This window comes from Sphingobium sp. BYY-5 (assembly GCF_022758885.1).
Lineage (GTDB): Bacteria > Pseudomonadota > Alphaproteobacteria > Sphingomonadales > Sphingomonadaceae > Sphingobium.
Map to the genome: position 1 here is coordinate 852,501 of NZ_JALEBH010000002.1, position 17,934 is coordinate 870,434.

13 protein-coding genes are annotated in these 17,934 nt (G+C 62.6%); 3 read left to right on the top strand and 10 right to left on the bottom strand.

Translation table 11 applies throughout. From position 1 onward, the window contains the following. Nucleotides 1-36: 36 nt before the first annotated feature. From MOK15_RS19825 to MOK15_RS19845, 5 genes are all read right to left on the bottom strand, one after another. A complete protein-coding gene (locus MOK15_RS19825; RefSeq protein WP_242933797.1) occupies nt 37-2,400 on the bottom strand; it encodes a hypothetical protein in 2,364 nt (787 codons plus the stop codon). 288 nt (nt 2,401-2,688) lie between these two features. Continuing rightward, the gene (locus MOK15_RS19830; RefSeq protein ID WP_242933405.1) at nt 2,689-4,857 is read right to left on the bottom strand and encodes a TonB-dependent siderophore receptor; all 2,169 of its coding nucleotides are present in this window, start codon (nt 4,855-4,857) and stop codon (nt 2,689-2,691) included. 86 nt (nt 4,858-4,943) lie between these two features. Beyond that, complete coding sequence (locus tag MOK15_RS19835) at nt 4,944-5,837, bottom strand: SDR family NAD(P)-dependent oxidoreductase (protein ID WP_242933406.1); 894 nt, start codon at nt 5,835-5,837, stop codon at nt 4,944-4,946. Next, nucleotides 5,834-6,772: an SDR family NAD(P)-dependent oxidoreductase gene (locus MOK15_RS19840; protein ID WP_242933407.1), complete on the bottom strand. Its 939-nt coding sequence runs from the start codon at nt 6,770-6,772 to the stop codon at nt 5,834-5,836. Before MOK15_RS19840 ends, MOK15_RS19835 begins: the two co-directional genes overlap by 4 nt. Before the next feature lie 7 nt (nt 6,773-6,779). Then, on the bottom strand, nt 6,780-7,637 hold the full coding sequence (locus MOK15_RS19845) for a 3-keto-5-aminohexanoate cleavage protein (RefSeq protein ID WP_347567248.1): 858 nt from the start codon (nt 7,635-7,637) through the stop codon (nt 6,780-6,782). Nucleotides 7,638-7,774: 137 nt separating this feature from the next. Here MOK15_RS19845 and MOK15_RS19850 point away from each other — a divergent pair, with 137 nt between their 5' ends. Then, entirely contained in the window at nt 7,775-8,608 is an 834-nt protein-coding gene (locus tag MOK15_RS19850; RefSeq protein ID WP_242933409.1) for a helix-turn-helix transcriptional regulator, read from the top strand. Between the two features lie 48 nt (nt 8,609-8,656). On the opposite strand, the gene MOK15_RS19855 is transcribed toward MOK15_RS19850, so the two are convergent. From MOK15_RS19855 to MOK15_RS19870, 4 genes are all read right to left on the bottom strand, one after another. Continuing rightward, nucleotides 8,657-8,920, bottom strand: coding sequence for a hypothetical protein (locus MOK15_RS19855; RefSeq protein ID WP_242933410.1), 264 nt, complete (start codon nt 8,918-8,920; stop codon nt 8,657-8,659). Between the two features lie 38 nt (nt 8,921-8,958). Further along, entirely contained in the window at nt 8,959-9,630 is a 672-nt protein-coding gene (locus MOK15_RS19860) for a DUF4197 domain-containing protein (protein ID WP_242933411.1), read from the bottom strand. Between the two features lie 217 nt (nt 9,631-9,847). Beyond that, nucleotides 9,848-11,305, bottom strand: coding sequence for an amidohydrolase (locus MOK15_RS19865; RefSeq protein WP_242933412.1), 1,458 nt, complete (start codon nt 11,303-11,305; stop codon nt 9,848-9,850). Between the two features lie 45 nt (nt 11,306-11,350). Continuing rightward, the gene (locus tag MOK15_RS19870; RefSeq protein ID WP_242933413.1) at nt 11,351-13,681 is read right to left on the bottom strand and encodes a TonB-dependent receptor; all 2,331 of its coding nucleotides are present in this window, start codon (nt 13,679-13,681) and stop codon (nt 11,351-11,353) included. Between the two features lie 212 nt (nt 13,682-13,893). Between MOK15_RS19870 and MOK15_RS19875 the strand changes: the two genes are divergently transcribed. After that, a complete protein-coding gene (locus MOK15_RS19875; protein WP_242933414.1) occupies nt 13,894-14,370 on the top strand; it encodes an RNA polymerase sigma factor in 477 nt (158 codons plus the stop codon). Then, nucleotides 14,367-15,386, top strand: coding sequence for a FecR domain-containing protein (locus tag MOK15_RS19880; RefSeq protein ID WP_242933415.1), 1,020 nt, complete (start codon nt 14,367-14,369; stop codon nt 15,384-15,386). The genes MOK15_RS19875 and MOK15_RS19880 overlap by 4 nt, the downstream gene beginning before the upstream one ends. On the opposite strand, the gene MOK15_RS19885 is transcribed toward MOK15_RS19880, so the two are convergent. After that, complete coding sequence (locus MOK15_RS19885) at nt 15,387-17,675, bottom strand: TonB-dependent receptor (RefSeq protein ID WP_242933416.1); 2,289 nt, start codon at nt 17,673-17,675, stop codon at nt 15,387-15,389. Between the last annotated feature and the right edge of the window lie 259 nt (nt 17,676-17,934).

Below are 17,934 nucleotides of genomic sequence, written 5' to 3' on the forward strand. Positions count from 1 at the left end.
ATCGCTATTCCGCTGCCGACGGCATAGATGATCCGGTCACGCCGCCGGCAGTGTCACCACGCTGCCAGGCGCATCCCGCAACCGCAAATAGAGCTTCCCGTCCTGTGGCGTCGGCGCCTTCAGGGCGGAACCTGTATAGCCATGCGCGACCTGCGCCGCCTGATCGAGCGTAGGCATCGTACCCACCGCGTCGATCAGGAACAGGTCTCGGCCACGGATCGTACAACCGTTGCTCTTGGTCTCGCAGACCACCGCCTCGATCTGGGGCAGTCGCGCCAGCGTCACCAGCGGCTGCCAGTCGCTTGCCTCTTCGCCTCGCAGCAGACGGAAGCGGAGCGGGCCAAAGAGCGAGGGAGGCATTATTTTGGGGTCCAGCGTCGCGACCATCACCTGCGGTCCTTCCAGCCGCAGACCATTCGTCGTGGCGAGGCGAAGCGATGTCGTGCCGTCAACAGGTGCGACCTCAATCGCATCGGCAGCGGTCAATCGCGTATCCCCTTTCGCCTGCACCGAAAAGACCAATCGCCCATTGTCAGGCAGGACCTCGTCATCATTCAGCGTCAGCGCCTTGGCATTCGCAGCCGGTGCCCCTGGTGTGACGCTTTTGCTTAACAGGGCAATTTGAGGCCGAGCCGCCGCCACCGTCACCGCCAGGCTGACTGTCCGCCCGTCGAGCAGCTTCACCTTGGCGCTCGCATCACTGCCCGGACTAACTGTGGTGCCTTCACCCTGCGCCATCAGCCGCAGTCGATCCACCGTGCCGTCGCGCGTCAAGCCGTCGGGTCGCAGCACAAGTCCTGCCACATTAACGCTCTCCACTTGGTCGAGCCGCTGGCCCGACAGCAGCGCGCTCCTGTCTCCTGCATGGATCAGCAAATCATCCAGGCGGCTAGCCTGCACATAGCTGCGCAGCGAGACGATCGAGGGCTGGGCGACCCCCTGATATTTCACGGCGATGTCGAGTGTACCGGGCCGGCGCTCGGCCAACGGCAAGGTCAGCGCCAGCCCGTCCTGGCCCTGCACCTTCCACCCGATCGACTGGGCCTGCCCGTTCCCCTGACGGATCGTCACACTTTCCACACAGGCGGGGGCGCTACCCTTCAGCATCAGCGCATTGTCGCGCCCTACGACCAGCGCGGGCGTCTCTCCTTCGACGCTCCAACCGCCTTCGTCGGGCAGTTGCAGTGTAAAGTCCGGCCCGTCGAACCGGTCGAAGCCCCAATGACCATGGAGATGCCCCTCCACCGCCCCCTTGAACGCAGCGGGCAGGTCGGCCCGACCCGGCAGGACATAACCGCCCCGGTCGGCCCGTGCCGTGACCGGCAGTTCTACAGTCTCGCCCGACGCCGCCTTCAGCATCAGCTTCATGTCGCGCGCATAAGTGGTGGAATAGATGAGCGGCGCCCCCTCGACCGGTAGCACCGTACCTGCACCTACCGCACAGATCGGCGCTTCGGCCACGTTCCGCAGCCGGGGCGGGCTATCCGCCTCGATCGCAGGCATGGCGATCACCATCACCGACTTGGGCTTCTGGAAGGAGGGCGCGGCATTGAGCAACAGCCCGATGCCGTCGTCCCTGCGCACGCTGAGCGTCGGCAGATAGTCGAACTGCGGATTGCTGAACGCACCGAAAATCTTCGCCACATCGCGCACCACGGCGATATAGGGGCTGTAATAGCCAAAGCCTGCCTCACGCGTAGCGCTGAGCTGTAGCGCCAGGTCCGTCGGCGCGCCGGTCAGCGTCTCGGCCATGGAGCTGCTGTGCACATCGGCGAGCACCAGCGTTTCCCGATTATCGAGCAGACAGGACGCTTGCAACTCAACCACCTTCGACAGGCATTCCTCGTTGAGCTTCATCGACAGGCTGCGTGCCAGCGTCGGGGCTACGCCACGCAGAAATTCGGGATGAGTGTTTTCCTGGGCGCGGATCGCCGCCATGAAGGCATCGAGCCGCGACCGGTCGAGCGAAGCCTGGTTGAGATCCTGCGTCGCCCGCACGAACTCGCCCGGCTTGCCGCGTACCGCGCCGATCAGCGCACTTTCCGCCCCGCCCGTATCAGGGACCAGAAACATCACCATCTGTCGCGCGCCCTTCGGCACGGTCAGCGTCAGCGCCTTGTCCTTCTTCTTCCACGTCTCGGCAAAGCCAATCCAATCCTTGGGCGGCGGATTGGTTGCGCCGCGCAGGAAGGCGGACACCAGAATGAAGCGCGCACCCTGGTCGGCGGGCAAGTTCGCTTCGATTGACAGCTTGTCGCCTTCCGACAGGCTTGGCACCTGCGTGATCGGCAAACTCTGCGCCCCACGCGCCACCATGATGCGCAACGCCGGGCCGGACAGTTCGAATGGCGCAGGATCAGCCGCGTAAAGCGACGCCGGCGCCAGCAAGCCGAGCAGCATGACCAGACCCAAGCCAATGACGCGACATATCATCCTGTTGATCGGCAAATGCATGTTTTTATCTTCCGGCATCCTGTTCCGCGACCCTGACCGCCTCTCCCACATCGGCGCATACAAGCCAAGAGTAGAAGGATAACGTCGCGGTAGGCCGGCAGGTTCACCGGCGGGCAGGAGGGTGGCCCTACCCCAGCCTGCCGTCAGCCCATCGGATGATCGCGCCATCCGGCCAATATCCGCCTTTCATATGCGCAAAGACTGCCACGCCTGCTCCTCTTACCCCTGCATCCGTCACAACCGCGCGCGCAGCGTCGCCATCACGTTGCGCGGATCGCCATAGGCGTCCACCGACCCCCAGCGAATGTCATAACCCACTGCCTTATAATAGGTCTTGTCCAACACATTGTTGAGGTTCACCTGCAAGTCGATCCGGTCGTTCAGCTTAACGCTGCCCATCAGATCGAGGATGGCATAGGCGCCCTGATCCACGATGAAGGATATATTGTTGAAATTGGCGCCACGCAGATTCTGGTTATAGATGCGGCTCTGCCAATGCAGCGACGCTCCAACCCGGAACCGGTCGAGCGTGCCCGGCAAGGTGTAGAAGGATGACAGCTTGACGATATGTTCGGGATAGTCGGTGTCGAATACCCGGCTTTCATTGGTCGGATTGAGACCCTCGACATAGCGGACGCGGACATAGGCCCAACCCGCCGACAGTTGCCAGCCGGGCAAGGGCTCGCCCTGCACTTCCGCCTCGACACCCTTGCTGCGCACCAGCCCTGAGGAAACCGAACAGGAGGCAGCCGGGAAGGTCGGGCAACCGCTCTGGTCGACGGGCACGATCGCGCGATTGGTCTGGTCGACCTGGAACAGGGCGATCGTGGCGTTCAAATGGCCGTCCAGATATTCCCCCTTCAGCCCCACCTCATAATTCTTGCCAAGGATCGGGTCCAATATCCGCTGCGACCCGGCGTCGGGCGCAAACCCCTTCGCGCTCTGCGGCTGGAACACATCCGTGTAGCTGGCATAGAGGGTATGATGGCGGTCGAGATCCAGCAGCACGCCGGCATAGAATGTCTTATGCGCATTTACCCGATAGTCGCCGACGCTGGTTCCGACATTGTCATAGTCATACCAGTCAAGTCGTCCGCCCAGAATGATTTTCAACGGATCGGCGGGGTTCAACCGGATTGAGGCATAGGCGCCCTTCTGGGTGATGATGTTGGTGCTCACGTTCGTCGGCCGAAAATCCGGCCGGGCCATGGCCGACGGATCGAAATCGAACACGTCGATATTGCCGGCCACTTCGCCGCCGGGCGAATAATTCTGCGTCCGCGTCTTCGTTTCTCGCCAGCTCGCGCCCAGAATGATGTCGTGCGGCCGGCCGAACAGGGTCAACGGGCCGCCGGCATAGAGGTCAGCGCCTGCCTGGTCTTCGTCATAGCTGGCCTGATAGATGCTCTGGGTCAACGACAGGTCGTCGTTCCGGCGATAGACATAGGAACCGGAGAAAATGGCGTCCTGCCACGTCTTCATCCCGGCCAGCCGGACCTGCCAGTCATTTCCGAGAACATGCTTCAGTTCGCCGAACAGGCTGTTCGCCTTCTGCCACTTGCCTTCCCAATCGTTGGACAAACGGGTGGAACGAGGCAGATTCAGATGCGCGCCGGTCGCGCTCAACGGCAAGCCGCCCCAGAAACTGTTGTAGAAATCATCCTGATGGGTCGCACCAACCATCAGCAACGTGTTCGGCCCTACATCATATTCAGCGATGGCATGGATCAGCCCACGATGGATCTTCTCCCCGTCGCGAAAGCTGCTGCTGTCCTGGTAGCTGCCGACGGTGCGGACGCGCAACGTGCCGGATTCGTTGACCGGGCCGCCCATGTCGATCTCACCCCTGTAATTGTCCCAGCTTCCCGCTGCGGCCGTCAGGTCCATGTGAAATTCGCGCTGGGGACGCTTGCGGACCATGTTGATCGCCGCCGACGGATTGCCGCTGCCGGTGATGAGGCCCGTGGCGCCGCGCACCACCTCCACCCGGTCGAAAATGGCGAGGTTCGCCTGTAACCCGACAATAAAACCCTGATAACGGCTGGGCAGCCCGTCATACATAATATTGTCGATGTCGAAGCCGCGCGCGTTGAAGGCGGGGCGCCCTGGGCCATTGCCGGTATTCAGGAACAGGCCCGGCGTGAATTTCACCACATCGGTGACATTTATCATCTGCAAGTCATCAAGCCGCTGCCGGGTGACGATAGTCACCGATTGCGGCGTTTCGCGAAGCGACAGCGGCAGCTTGGTCGCGGTCTTGCTCGATTTGGCGGTGTAGCTGCCTGTTCCCTCGGTCGCATCGTCGCGCAGGCCGGTAACGACGATGGCGTCGCGATTGGGCTCCTCGACAGGCGCGGTTTCTCCGGCCGCAGCGGCGGCCAGGGCAAAAAGCGTGAATGACATGACGAACTCCCCTTTGTTCGGGGCGCTCGATAGGTCAGGTCACTCCATATTGCAAATGATTCTCATCATTATAATATCCGCACGTTTCAGCCTTCAGCCGTCTCGCGCTTTTCACCGCCCGGCACGCCATGGGCGACACGCTTCTCATAGTCGGGATCGTCCCCGGGCTTCGCCAAGGCCACCATCACGCGAGCGTGGATATCCTCCAGCGTACCGCGAAATTCCGGATAGGGCAGGATGTAAAGCTGATCCGCCTCCACCCCTTCCAGCACATATCGGGCCAGCATTTCCGGCTCCATGCCAACCGCGATCACCCGCTTGAGATGCGCCATGACATCGGGGTCAGCGCCATAATAGCCCGTCGTCTGCTGATGCGCCGGCCGCGTCAGCACCGCCTCATGAATGTTGGTGTTGACCGCGCCGGGACATAGCATCGACACACCGATGCCCTGATCCGTCAAGTCCAGCGCCAGACATTCGGTCAGCCCCCGGATCGCCATCTTCGACGTGCAATAAATACCTGTCCCCTTGAGCGCCACAAAGGCGGACATGGACGCGGTATTGACGATATGCCCGCCCTTCCCCCGCGCAATCATGCGCGGCACGAAGGTCTGGATGCCGTTGATGACGCCCCGCAGATTGACGTCGAGCTGCCAGTCCCAATCGTCATAGGTCGCATTCTGTAGCGGCCCGAAGATCGACACACCCGCCGTATTGAACAGCAATTCGACCGGCCCAAGTTTCGCCTCGACCTCGTCGGCGGCACGCGCATAGGCTTCCCGATCGGTGATATCGAGCTTCACCGCCATCACGTCATGGCCGCGCCCTTCGAACCAGGCCATCGCCTCGTCCAGATGATCCTGCCGAATGTCGGCAATCGCAACCTTGCAACCGGCCTGCGCAAACACCTTTGCCTGCCCCAGCGCCACGCCCGATCCCCCTCCGGTGATGAAGGCCGTACGTCCAGCAACCTTCGTCATGCCGCCAGTTCCTTCCCCTGCCGCCGTGCCAACTGATCGTCGAAAGCGGGGTTGGAAAGCAGGAAGCCGATCTCCTTCGCCCGATCCTGGTTGATCGCTTCGTCAGGCATGGATGCCAGGATCGCGTCGAAGCGCGTCCGCATCCCCGGCCCGAACTCCGGATGGGTCAATATGTACAGGTCGTTGTCGCGAATGCCAGCCAGCACCCGCTCCCCCACCTCATCCGCGCTCATCCAGAGCGGCGAAACAGGGCGCTTCTCCAGATCCTCCTCGCGCTGGCGATAGCCGCTGTCACTGCGATATTCGGCCGGGCGCAATTCGCCGCTATGGGCGATATGGCTTTGCACCGGGCCGGGCATGAAGGCCGACACGCCGATATTCTCTCCCGCCAGCTCACCCCGGATCGCCTCGGATATCCCCAGGATCGCCGCCTTGGCCGCCGTATAAATGGCCGAATAGCTGATCGGGAGCAGCGCCGATTGCGAGGAGGTCGTAACGATCTGCCCACCCTCTCCATGTGCCTTGATCCGCGGCAGGATGGTGACGATGCCGTTGATGACCCCGCCCAGATTCACGCCCATGCCCCAGTCCCAATCGTCGAAGCGCGCGTCAAGCACCGGCCCCATCACGCCGATGCCCGCATTGCCGACCAGCATATGGACCTTGCCGAACCGCGCTTCCGCCGCATCGGCGGCACGGGCAAAAGCAGCGCGATCGGTGACGTCGAGCTGGACCGTCTCCACCTGCGCATCGGAACCAATTTCGGCCCTGGCCTGCGCCAACGACTCCTCACGGATGTCGGCGATCACCACATTGGCTCCTGCTTGCACCAATGCGCGCGCGATCCCCAGCCCGATGCCGTTCGCTCCGCCGGTGATGAAGGCGGTCTTTCCCCGCACATCGCCCATCGGTGCCTTTACTGCCTGCGTCATCATCCTCTCCTTATTGTTTCAGGCCCAGCATGGCCCGCGTCTCTCCGGCGCTCGCTATGTCACCCCCGATCTTCTCGATCAGCTCGACGCCCCAGCGCACCATTTCCGCATTGTCCGCCGCCATCCGGCCGCGCCGCAGGTAGATCGTATCCTCGAACCCCACGCGCACATTACCGCCCAGCAACGCTGACTGCGCAGCCATGGGGAAGCTGTGGCGGCTGACGCCAAAGCCGGTGAAATGCGCGCCGCGCGGTATCTGGTTCTTCGCATAGAGCATCGCCTCAGTCGTCGCCGGCAAGCCATATTTGGTCCCCAGCACGAAGGTGAAGGGGACATTCTTCGGGATCGCTCCCTTGGCCATCAGATCGTCGGCGAACACGAAATCACCCGCCTCGAAACATTCGATCTCCGGCAAGACGCCGGCATCCTGGATCATATGCCCCATTTTCGTTATCATCGGGTCCAGGTTGATCGCCACCCCGCCCCAAAGCTGCATCGTGCAGATGTCGAGCGTGCACATATCGGGCTTCAGGTCCAGGATATGCTCCAGCCGCCGTTCGGCGGTGAACATCAGCGTACCGGGACCGCAGACCGACGGATCGTCATCGCTCTGCATCCAGGTGCAGCCCGGCCCGGTGGTGACGTTCAGGATCACCTCATTATTCTTCGCACGGATCAGGCCGACAACCTCACGATAATCTTCCAGCGCCTGCGACGGGTCGCCCGTCTCCCGGTCGCGCACATGGACGTGGATGATCGACGCGCCCGCCTCTGCCGCCGCCAGCGCCTGCGCGGCGACATGGTCGGGGCGAAAGGGGAAATCGGGGTGCGTTGGCATCGGTGAACTTCCCGTCACCGCGCAGGTCACAAATAGCTTGCCAGCCAATCTCGCTCTCCTGTCTAGTCTCGGCTATGCTGCCGATCGCAGGACGGAAGGTTTTGCAGAGGAGAAGGCCCGCAAGAAGGCCGGTGGATGTCCCATTATTGCGAGTAACTGGATAAGGCATGGCACAAAGGGAAGAATTGTCGCGGTTCCTGAAAGCGGCCCGAGCAAAGCTCGCGCCGTCCGAAGTCGGCCTGCCCGCTGGCGAACGCCGCCGCACGCGCGGCCTGCGGCGCGAGGAGGTGGCGACGCTCGCGGGAATGAGCGTCACCTGGTACACCTGGTTCGAACAGGGGCGGGATGTCCAGCTCTCCGCCCCGATGCTGGAGCGCCTGAGCCGCACCCTGCGGCTCAGCGCCAATGAACGCGAATTTCTCTTCGCCCTAGCGCAGCATCGCCCGCCCCCGCTGGCCACTCGTCCCGATGAGACGATCCACGCTGGCACCCAGCATCTGATGGATAGCCTCTCCATACCGGCCCTGGTGATCGTAGAGGACTGGACGGTGATCGGCTGGAACCGGCTCGTCGCCCGCGCCTTCCGCGATTATAGCGATATGCCGCGCGAGGAACGCAATCTGTTCCGCATCCTGATGCTGAACCCGCGCTACCGCGCCGACCCGGACAAGTTCCAGGACATGTGCCGACGCCTGATCGCCCGCTTCAAATGGGATTATAGCCGCACCGCCCAGCCCGAGGTGTTCGAAGGCATCATTACAGACATGATGGAGCAGTCCGAATTTTTCCGCCTCTATTGGCAGGAATCGGAAATCATGGCCCATTTCGAGGATACGAACATCGCCGACATGCCGGGCGTGGGCGAAATCATGTTCCGCCATACCAGCTACGCTATCGAGGAGGCGCCGGGCCAGCGCCTCCTGCTCTTCGCCCCGCTGGACGATGTCAGTGCCACGCGGCTGGCAAAGCTGGTCGCGGAAACGGAAAACCTCGCAGTCTGACAATTCATTGCCGCCATTCCCGCACAGGCGGGAATGGCGCTTCGATGGTCAGTTCGTCTCCAGCTTCAACCGTTCGGCCAAAGCCTCTATCTCTTCCGGCTCCAGCAGCCAGGTGCGCGTCTTGCGCCCGTCCCGGTGGACGGGTTGGGTCAGCAGGACGCGCGCCTGCGCTTTGGCATGAGGCTTAAAAAGGCCGAAATGAACGGCGCAGTCGCGAATCGTACCGATCAGCGGCGGCTTGCCATCCAAGTCTATCATGGTCGCGGGCTGGTCCCAGGGGATGCCGGCGACACCGGGGTATTTCTGTTCCATGACGCGGGGACACCACGGGCCGACGCCGAAATCAAGACCTATCCGAGCAGCGCCATCAGGATCGGGTCGCCAGTCGCACGCGGATCGCGCCGAATTTCCGCCTCCTCGCGCCCAATTGCGCGGAAAATGGCGTCGCCGATCTGGCCCGACACATTGTCGGCCAGCGCCGCATAATCCTTGCCCCCCGTGGCGGAGAGCGCAGCCGACAGCATTTCGAAGATGTCCGAGTGCAGCGCCCGCGACGCCCCGGGCAACAGCGCCTCGACCACCGATCCGCGCGTCTCCCGCGCCAGCAGATCGGTCGCCGCCGTCGGCCCGCCGCGCAGCACCGACACCGCGTCGGCCAACGTCATGCGATGCACCGCATCCATCACGATCGGCGCGGCATTGTCAGCCAGATCGACCGCCACGTCATTCAATCCCATCGCCATCCGATCCCGTACCGCGCGCGTGCGCAGCAAAGCGGAAAGCACCGCCCCGCCTTTCCCGCCGCCCAGGTCGGGCGGTACGATCCGTGTCAGTTGATCGTCATAAAAGCCGCCCGGCTCGGTCAGCCGGGCGAAAGCGCGCTGGCTCGACAATTCCAGCAACCGCCGCACCGCATCCTCGACCGTATAGCGTCCCATCGGCGTGGCGCAGGCCGCAAGCGGCAGAAGCACCAATGTCGCGATCAGGCTGCGCCTGTCGGATAGGCCGAACGATTGCTCCATGACGCATCTCCCTTTTTTGCAGAGCGACGCTATCGACCGGTCAGGCTTGACCGGCGCTGAACATCGGCTGGAGCATCATGTTATCTGGCGGGTGCGGGCTATGTCCATAAAATGGACCAAGGCAAAGACCTCCACCGGCACCACCTAACCAAAGGATCGTGCGCCACGACGGCATCCCAGTTACCGACACGGCGCACATATCGCCCAAGAACGGCTATCAGTCGTTGCCGGAAGCCTTTCGATAGTCGAGCGTCGGCCCCTTGTCGCCCAGCAGCGAACGATAGACGAAGTCAGCCCCCCGCCGCCGGTCCAGCTCGGCCTTGGCCTCGACCAGCGTATCCGGGCTTTGGAAAAGCTGCGCCGCACTCAGTGCAATCGTCTTTGCCGCCGTCACCGCGCCCTTGACGCCGACGGTGGTGCCGCTGGCCGCCACCGCTTGCCAGCTGTGCGGCGGCGTGCCAGGCGCCCAGGTCTCGGCCACCATCCCGGCGGTCGGCGTGGTGTAGCTGACATCGCCGACATCAGTCGACGCCGGAGAAAGCCGACCGCTCGAATAGGGTTCGACCGACCCGTCACCCATCCGCGTCCCCTTGGGGAAGGTCGACTGGATCTTCGTGATGAAGGCCTGCTCCTCCGCCGTATGAGCGGGTATCGTCAGGCTCTTGAGATTATCGTACATCACATGGCCCAGAGCATCGTTGGGCAACAGATCAAAGGTGCCGCCGACCTGATTGAACTCGACCGTCGTACCGGTGCCCAGCGCTGCGCCTTCCGCCGCTTTCTTCACCCGTTCCATAATATCGGCCACTATCTTCTGGTCGGGGTGGCGGACATAATAATAGACCTCCGCCGTGTCGGGCACGACATTGGGGGCCTTGCCGCCGTCGGTGATGACATAGTGGATGCGCGTTTCCTGCGGCACATGCTCGCGCATCATGTTCACCATATTATCCATCGCCTCGACGCCATCGAGCGCGGAACGCCCTCGCTCCGGCGCGGCGGCGGCATGAGCGGCGATGCCGTGGAAGCGGAATTTGCCGCTGATATTGGCAAGCGCCCGCCCCTGCGACGCGCTGTTCGCATCGGCCGCGTGCCAATGTAGCATCGCCGACACATCCTTGGTCAGCCCGGCCCGCACCATGAAGACCTTGCCCGATCCGCCCTCCTCGGCCGGTGCGCCATAAAGGCGAAGTTCGCCCTTGATCCCATGCGCAACCATCCATTTCTTCGTCGCGATCGCTGCCGCGACCGACGCCGCACCGAAGAGGTTATGCCCGCAACCATGCCCCGCGACGCCGGAAAGCGGATGGCGTTCCGGCTCCGCCGCCTGCGACAGGCCTGGCAGCGCGTCGAACTCGGCGAGAATGCCGATCACCGGCCCCTCCCCGCTCTTGAAGCTGGCGATGAAAGCCGTCGGCATCCCCGCCACGCCCGCATCGATCGTGAACCCTGCCGCTTTCAACTCCTTCTGCAACAGGGCGGAGCTTTTCGTCTCCTGAAAACCGACTTCGGCATAGGTCCATATCTGCAAGGCCGTCTTTTCGAGCGCAGGCGTCCCACGATCGATATCGGCGATGATCGCCATGCGATCGCCATCGGCCAGCGGACCCGCCAACGCCTGCGTGGAAACGCCCGCGACCAGCAGGCTGAGAAAGGACCAGGTTAAACTTTTCATGGATAGAAAACCCCGTTCAAATAGACCGCATCGAAAGGACAAGGATCAGCGCTTGCCGAACGCCACGCGCAACTGCACCCCGATAACGCGCGGTTCGTTGTAAACCAGCGTAGTCGAGGTGATGGACGGCGTCACCACGCCGCCGGCGGCGGCATAGGTTACATCGAACAGGTTGCGCACGAAGAGGCCCAGATCGATGCCGCGCCCCTGGATATCGTTGAGGTCGAATTTCAGATTGACCGTATCATAGGCCTTCTGAATGCCGTTCGTGTCCAGCGGCCGTTCGACATACCAGACCTTGGCGCTGTGGAACCAGTTGGCGTTGACCACCAGCTCGGCGAAATCACCCAGATCATGCGCATAGCGCGCGCCTGCCCCCAGGGTCCATTTCGGCGTATAGGAGAATTTATTGTTGACCGGATTGTTGCCGAGCAGCGAGACGAAGGCTGCGGGGGCAGCATATTCATCATATCTGGCGTCGGTATAGGCGCCGAATCCGGTCAGGCTGAACCCGCGCGCCGGTGTCACCGAGAAGTCGAATTCCGTCCCCTTGATGGTCGCTTTCGCCGCGTTGATGATCAGGTTGGCGGGATCATTGGCCGGATTATCATCGCCATCGAAGTTCGCGCCGGGGAATATGGAACGCTGGATATTGCTATATTTGCTGGTGTAGGCGGCGATGTTGAAGCGGCCCTTCACATCACCGATCTGCCAACTGCTCTTGATGCCCGCCTCATAGTCGGTGACCTTCTCCGGCTTGTAGGTTTCGAACCCGTCGAAATAGGAAGAAAGGCCGCTCTGGTTGAAGCCGGCGGCGCGATAGCCGCGGCGGTTAGTGATATAGAGGAAGATATCCTCATTCACCTTATAATCGAAGCCCAGCGTCCAGGTCGGTGCCTTGGATTTTTCCGCGCCGGTCCTGCCCCCCCGCGCTTCGCAGGCGTCCGGGCCGATCCGGTCGAGCGTGGAAAGCGCCGCGACGGAACAGCCCGAGGACTTGTCCCAAGTATAACGGAACCCGCCGTTGAAGCGCAGCCCTTCGGCAAAGCCGCCAAAGGCATAGCCGATCTGGCCGAACAGCGCCTTACTGGTCGCGCTGTTGTAATTCTCGTTATAGGTGAAGGTCCGCCCCGGAATGACCGCAGCGTAGGTGACACCGCCGTTGACACCGCTCGGATCGCTCTTAAGATAGAAAGCGCCCACGATCCAGTCGAGCCTGTCATTGAGCAACTTGCCCATGATCTGGAACTCGTTCGAATATTGCTCGACATTCGTGTTCGATACGCCATCGTTCAATTGCAGATAAGTGCCGTCCATGTCACGCGCGCCATCCACCTTGCTGCTGCGGTAGCCGAAGATATTCTTGAAGGTGACGGCGCCCGCATCCAGCGTGGTCGTATTGGCCACGCCCCAGAAGATTCGGTTGGAATAGGGATCGATGCTGGTGGCGATACCGCGAGCGCCGCGCGCCTGCTGTTCGGCCAGCGCGATATCGACGTCGCAACCCGCAACGCCGCAATCATAATAGGGGCGATTGGCCGCCGTGCGCGCGCTGCCGCCGCCCGGAACGGCGGGGTTGGGATAAACGCCGTTATTGACCAGGCCCGTGCCATTCTCCTTCGCCTTGTAATAGTCGAGAACGGTCACGTTCTTGAAGCCATCGACCGGTTCGATCAGCAACGACGCCCGAATGGCATTATTGTGCCGGTCGTCCAAGTCGCCACCGATACCGTAATTTCTGGTATATCCCTCACGCCGCGCGATCTGCCCGGCCAGGCGCAATGCCACGCGATCGTCCACCACCGGCACGTTCACCGCGCCCTCGAACGTCCGTTCATTATAGGAACCCAGCGTCACCTGCCCATAGCCGCCGAAATCATAGTCCGGCGCGACCGGATAGAGCAGCAGTGCGCCGCCCGTCGTGTTGCGGCCGAACAACGTGCCCTGCGGACCTTTCAGCACCTGGATCGACCCCACGTCGAAGGTCGGCACGATGCTGCCTTCATTGGGCAGCGGCACGTCGGCAAAATAGGTGACGACCGATGGCGCGGCGGCCCCGGCGGTGGCGCGACGCTGGCCGCGAATGACAATGCTGGGGGTGTCGCGCGAGGTTTGCGGCGCGACATTCAGGCCGGGCGTGGTGTAGGTCAGATCCTGCGTGCTGACTATGGCCTTTTCGCGCAACATTTCCGCATTGAACGCCGTGACGGACACCGGGACGGTCTGTGCGCTTTCTTCACGGCGGCGCGCGGTGACGACGATCTGGTCGCCCGGATCGCTCGCCTGCGGCGCGGCGGTCTGGGCATAGGTGCCCGGCGTTGCGATGGCGATGAGGGAGGAGGCAAGAAGCCATGCGGATGCAGTGCGATAGGCCATTATGATTTTTCCCCTTCTTATGTCGCGGCCCCACCCCATTTTTCGCGAGGCCGATGAACGCAAGACGCAGGCGCACGCAGATCATTCGCTCGTCCGGAAAAAATATTTCGGATGACGGTTTTCCTGAGCCTGGGCTAAGGGAGTAGGCAGGTTGATCGGAGGCTCAGGCCATTTTCTCGCTACGCAGGACATCGCCGGATCGCGCCGCGCCCGTGCGCGACCTGTCCGTCTATGCACCAATCCTGCGCCGCTACATCGCCAAGCGCGCCGATCCGGCAGACGTCGACGATCTGGTGCAGGACGTGATGCTGCGTATGCATGTGCGTGGCCAGTCGGAAGCGATCGCCAATATCGAGGGCTATCTGTTCCAGGTCGCTGCCAGCGTACTTACCGACCGTGCTCGTCGCGATCGCACCCGCGAACGTGGCGCCCATTGCGAACTGACCGAACCGCTGCATCCGGTGGAAGATCGCACGCCTGAACGGGTGCTGCGCGGGCGCGAGGATGTCGACCGGCTGGTGGAAGCGCTGGAGGCAATGCCCGACCTCACCCGCGATGCTTTCGTGCTCCATCGGTTCGAGGAAATGTCTTATGACGCCATAGGCGAGCATCTGGGCATTTCGACCAGCGCGGTCGGCCGCCACCTGATGAAGGCCATGCGCTTTCTCGCCGCGAGGGATCTGCCATGAGCAAGCCCTTCGATGCCCGCGCGCTGGAACAGATCGACTCTCCGCAAGCGACGGCAGCCGCCTATTTCAGCCATTTCCGTTCTCCGAACGCCACGGCGGAGGATTATGTCGCCTTCGAACATTGGCATGCCCGTGATGAAGCGCACCGCTCCGCCTGGGCGCGGATCGAGCGGGAATGGGAGGAAGCAGGCAAGATGCGAACCGACGCCCGGATACTCGCTATTCGCGAGCAGGCGATCGCCAATCGGCGCCCACGCCGACGCTGGCGGCGTCCCCTGGCGACCGCTGCAGCGCTGGGCGCGCTGCTGATCGGCGGGTCCGTCATCTGGCATCGCCACACCAATGCGCCCGCCGCATTCGTGCAGGCGGAAGGCCGCACAATTTCCACCGGCATCGGCCAGCAGGCATCCTTCCGCATGGCCGACGGTTCCACCATCACGGTGAACACCGGTTCGACATTGTCGGTCAGCGAAAGCGACACCCGACGCAGCAGCTTCCTCAAACAGGGCGAAGCCTTTTTCGAAGTGGCGAAGAACCCGCGCAAGCCGTTTGTCGTCGAGGTGGAGGGAGTGACGGTGACGGCGCTAGGTACCGCCTTTGCCGTGCGCGATCTGGGCGATGGCGGCGTGCGGGTGACGCTCGCCCACGGCCGGGTACGCGTCGACATGCCCGCCGCCAGCGGCAAGCCCGCGCAATCGGCGATCCTCTCTCCCCAAACCGAATTGCTTTGGCAGGCGGGGCGCTTCCGCACGACGTCGGTGGATGTCGACCGACAACTCGGCTGGCGGCAGGGAATGATCGCCTTCGACCATATGCCGCTCGACCAGGCGGTGGCGGAAATCAACCGCTACAGCCCGCAGGAAATCATTATCGCCAGCCCCGCTCTGGCCCATTATCCGATCAGCGGCAGCTTCCGCATCGGCGTGACGCGCGGCTTCCTGCAAAGTTTGGAACTCAGCGGCATCGCGCGCGTCACCAACGAAAGCGCCACCCGCGCCGAACTGGTCACGCCCTGATTACTCAAACGAATAACGCATTCGCAGCCCGAAAGTCCTGGGCGCGCCTGGAATGACGGTCGCAGCGGTGAACATCGGATTGAGCGTCCCGCCCCCGCTCGCATAGAAACGGTCGGTCAGGTTCCGTCCCCACAGTTCCACGTCCAGCGGCCTGCCCCCGATACGCCGCCAGCCGATCGACGCCCCCCATAAGCCGTAGGTTGGTTGAATACCGAAGGATTCGTTCACCCGTTCGGCAAAACGGATGGTGCTGACATGGCTATAATCGACGCCCAGTTCCAGCCGCCCCAGATCGCCCGCCAACGGAAATTCCCGCACCACATTGGCCACGCCGCTGAAACGCGGCGTATAGGAAAAGCGATTGTTGATTGGATCGCTTCCCAGCAGCGCGGCCAACTGCGGCGGCGCATTCACCCGAATATAGCGCGCATCGACATAGGACAGACTGACCGTGGCGCGCAGATGCGCGCCCATCGCGGCCGATAGATCACCGTCGAACCCGGCCACACGCGCGCGCGAAACATTGACGTAGAAGGAAATCGGATCATTGGCCGGGTCACTGTCACCATCGAAACCGGACGCAGGAAACAGCGCCCGCTGGATATTGCGATAAATCCCGGCATAAACTGCCGTGGCATAGGAGCCGTCGATCCCGCCCAATGTCCAGCGTCCCTTCACCCCCAATTCCAGATCCGTGAAGCTTTCCGGCTTGAAGGTCTGAAACGGCGCCAGCGTTCCCCCCAGCCTGGGACTATTATATCCCCCCGACCGGAAGGCGCGTCGGCTGGTAAGGTACAGGCTGCTTTCTCCCATTTTTTTGGTCAGCGCCACCGTCCACGTAACGCGTCCCGACCGTATCGAAGCCGATGATCCGTCCCAATCCACACAATCCGCCCGCGACAGGGGAGTGGCATTGCTGGTCCGCAACGCACATCCTCGCATTCGCTCCGTCGTGTAGCGAAGACCCAGATCCGCCGTCACGCCATAGTCCAGGGGCACCGTCACCTGCCCGAAGACCGCTGCGCTCTGAAAATGCTGATAATTGGCGATAATGCTGGCGGGATTGCCTGGCCGAACGAACTGCGCGCTTTGTTGCAACATGGTTCCCGCCGGCGCGCTGTCGAGAAAGAATATCCCGCTGATGTAGCGCAACCGCCCCCAACGCCCCTGCATCTGAAGCTCTTCGGTCCATTGGCGCAGATCCGTCCGGCTGGTGAGGTCGTTGATTGCAAGCAGCGTCCCGTCACCATCCAGCGCATTGGAAATCCTGGTGGATCGCCAGCCAACGATGTTGCGGACAAGCAGATCATCGTCGCCATACTCGGTCATGTTGGTCAGCCCGCGGAACCGTCTCTGGAATGTCGGTGCCAGTCCCGATTGCGACGTCCGCGGCCCCAGCATCTGCTGCAGGGCAAGATAATAGTCGACGTCGCATGACCCTTGGCCACAATCGAAATGGGACGCATTGCCTGCCATTCGCGCGCCGCCGCCCGTATAAACGCCGGTCAGCACCTGCGCCGAACCCTTTTCATCCGCGTTCAGCAGGTCGAATGTCAGCAGCGACCGGAACAGCCCCTCCGGCGCGAACCGCAACGCCGCGCGGACGGCATCGCTATGCACATCATCCGCCCGGCCGCCCGACGTCATGGCGATAAACCCGTCGCGGCGCATCCGCTGCCCGGCGATCCGCATCGACCAGGCACCGATAACGGGCAATTCTGTTGCTCCCTCGATCCGGGCCATGCCGTAATTGCCGGCATCCACCTCGATATAGGATGGCGTGCCCTCCCCTGGCCGAACGGACCGCAGCAGGATCGCGCCGCTGGTCGTATTCCGGCCGAACAGCGTCCCTTGCGGCCCGCGCAGGATTTCGACCGAAGCCATGTCGTAGAGCGGCGAAAGCGCGGCCTGGTTCGGCAGCGGCACCTCATCCTGATAGACCACCAGCGGCAAGCGGTTCTCATCGCTGATCGACCGTCTTTGGCCGCGCATGACCAGCAAGGGTGTTGCGCTCGACGTCTGCCCCGTAGCGACAAAACCCGGCGTCACCCGCGCCAGATCGGCCAGCGTCCGCAACGCCTGACGGCCAAGCGTTTCGGAGCCGAACTGCGTCACCATCAGCGGCACGTCGCCTTCCTTCTCCAACCGCCGCCGGGCAGTAACGAGAATGTCGGGATCGCTGTCGCTCCTCACGGTTTTGGACGAAGCGACGGATCGGGGCGACATGGGCTGGATAATATAGATCCCTCCGTCCACCCTCCGCACGGTCAGATCCAGGCCCCGTGTCATTCGGTTCAATGCGCTCTCCACTGTCATCGATCCACGGACCGGCCGCGTGCGATGCCGCTCCCAACGGGGCGCGTGGAGCAGAATTTCGACCTGGGTCTGCCTTGCCAAAGCCGCCACGGCCGATGTCAAAGGCTGCGCTGGAATGTTGATCGAAACGCTTTCCGCGCGGGCATCGATCGCTGCCGTTGCCACAACCGCTATCAGGATGGGAGTGCGAACAACGCGGATGGACAACCCGTCGGTTCCTACACTGGTCCTG

Coding starts and splice junctions, on each gene's coding strand:
- MOK15_RS19825 (WP_242933797.1), bottom strand. CDS start 2,400: ATGCTGCTCGGCTTGCTGGCGCCGGCGTCGCTTTACGCGGCTGATCCT.
- MOK15_RS19830 (WP_242933405.1), bottom strand. CDS start 4,857: ATGTCATTCACGCTTTTTGCCCTGGCCGCCGCTGCGGCCGGAGAAACC.
- MOK15_RS19835 (WP_242933406.1), bottom strand. CDS start 5,837: ATGACGAAGGTTGCTGGACGTACGGCCTTCATCACCGGAGGGGGATCG.
- MOK15_RS19840 (WP_242933407.1), bottom strand. CDS start 6,772: ATGATGACGCAGGCAGTAAAGGCACCGATGGGCGATGTGCGGGGAAAG.
- MOK15_RS19850 (WP_242933409.1), top strand. CDS start 7,775: ATGGCACAAAGGGAAGAATTGTCGCGGTTCCTGAAAGCGGCCCGAGCA.
- MOK15_RS19855 (WP_242933410.1), bottom strand. CDS start 8,920: ATGGAACAGAAATACCCCGGTGTCGCCGGCATCCCCTGGGACCAGCCC.
- MOK15_RS19860 (WP_242933411.1), bottom strand. CDS start 9,630: ATGGAGCAATCGTTCGGCCTATCCGACAGGCGCAGCCTGATCGCGACA.
- MOK15_RS19865 (WP_242933412.1), bottom strand. CDS start 11,305: ATGAAAAGTTTAACCTGGTCCTTTCTCAGCCTGCTGGTCGCGGGCGTT.
- MOK15_RS19870 (WP_242933413.1), bottom strand. CDS start 13,681: ATGGCCTATCGCACTGCATCCGCATGGCTTCTTGCCTCCTCCCTCATC.
- MOK15_RS19880 (WP_242933415.1), top strand. CDS start 14,367: ATGAGCAAGCCCTTCGATGCCCGCGCGCTGGAACAGATCGACTCTCCG.
- MOK15_RS19885 (WP_242933416.1), bottom strand. CDS start 17,675: ATGACACGGGGCCTGGATCTGACCGTGCGGAGGGTGGACGGAGGGATC.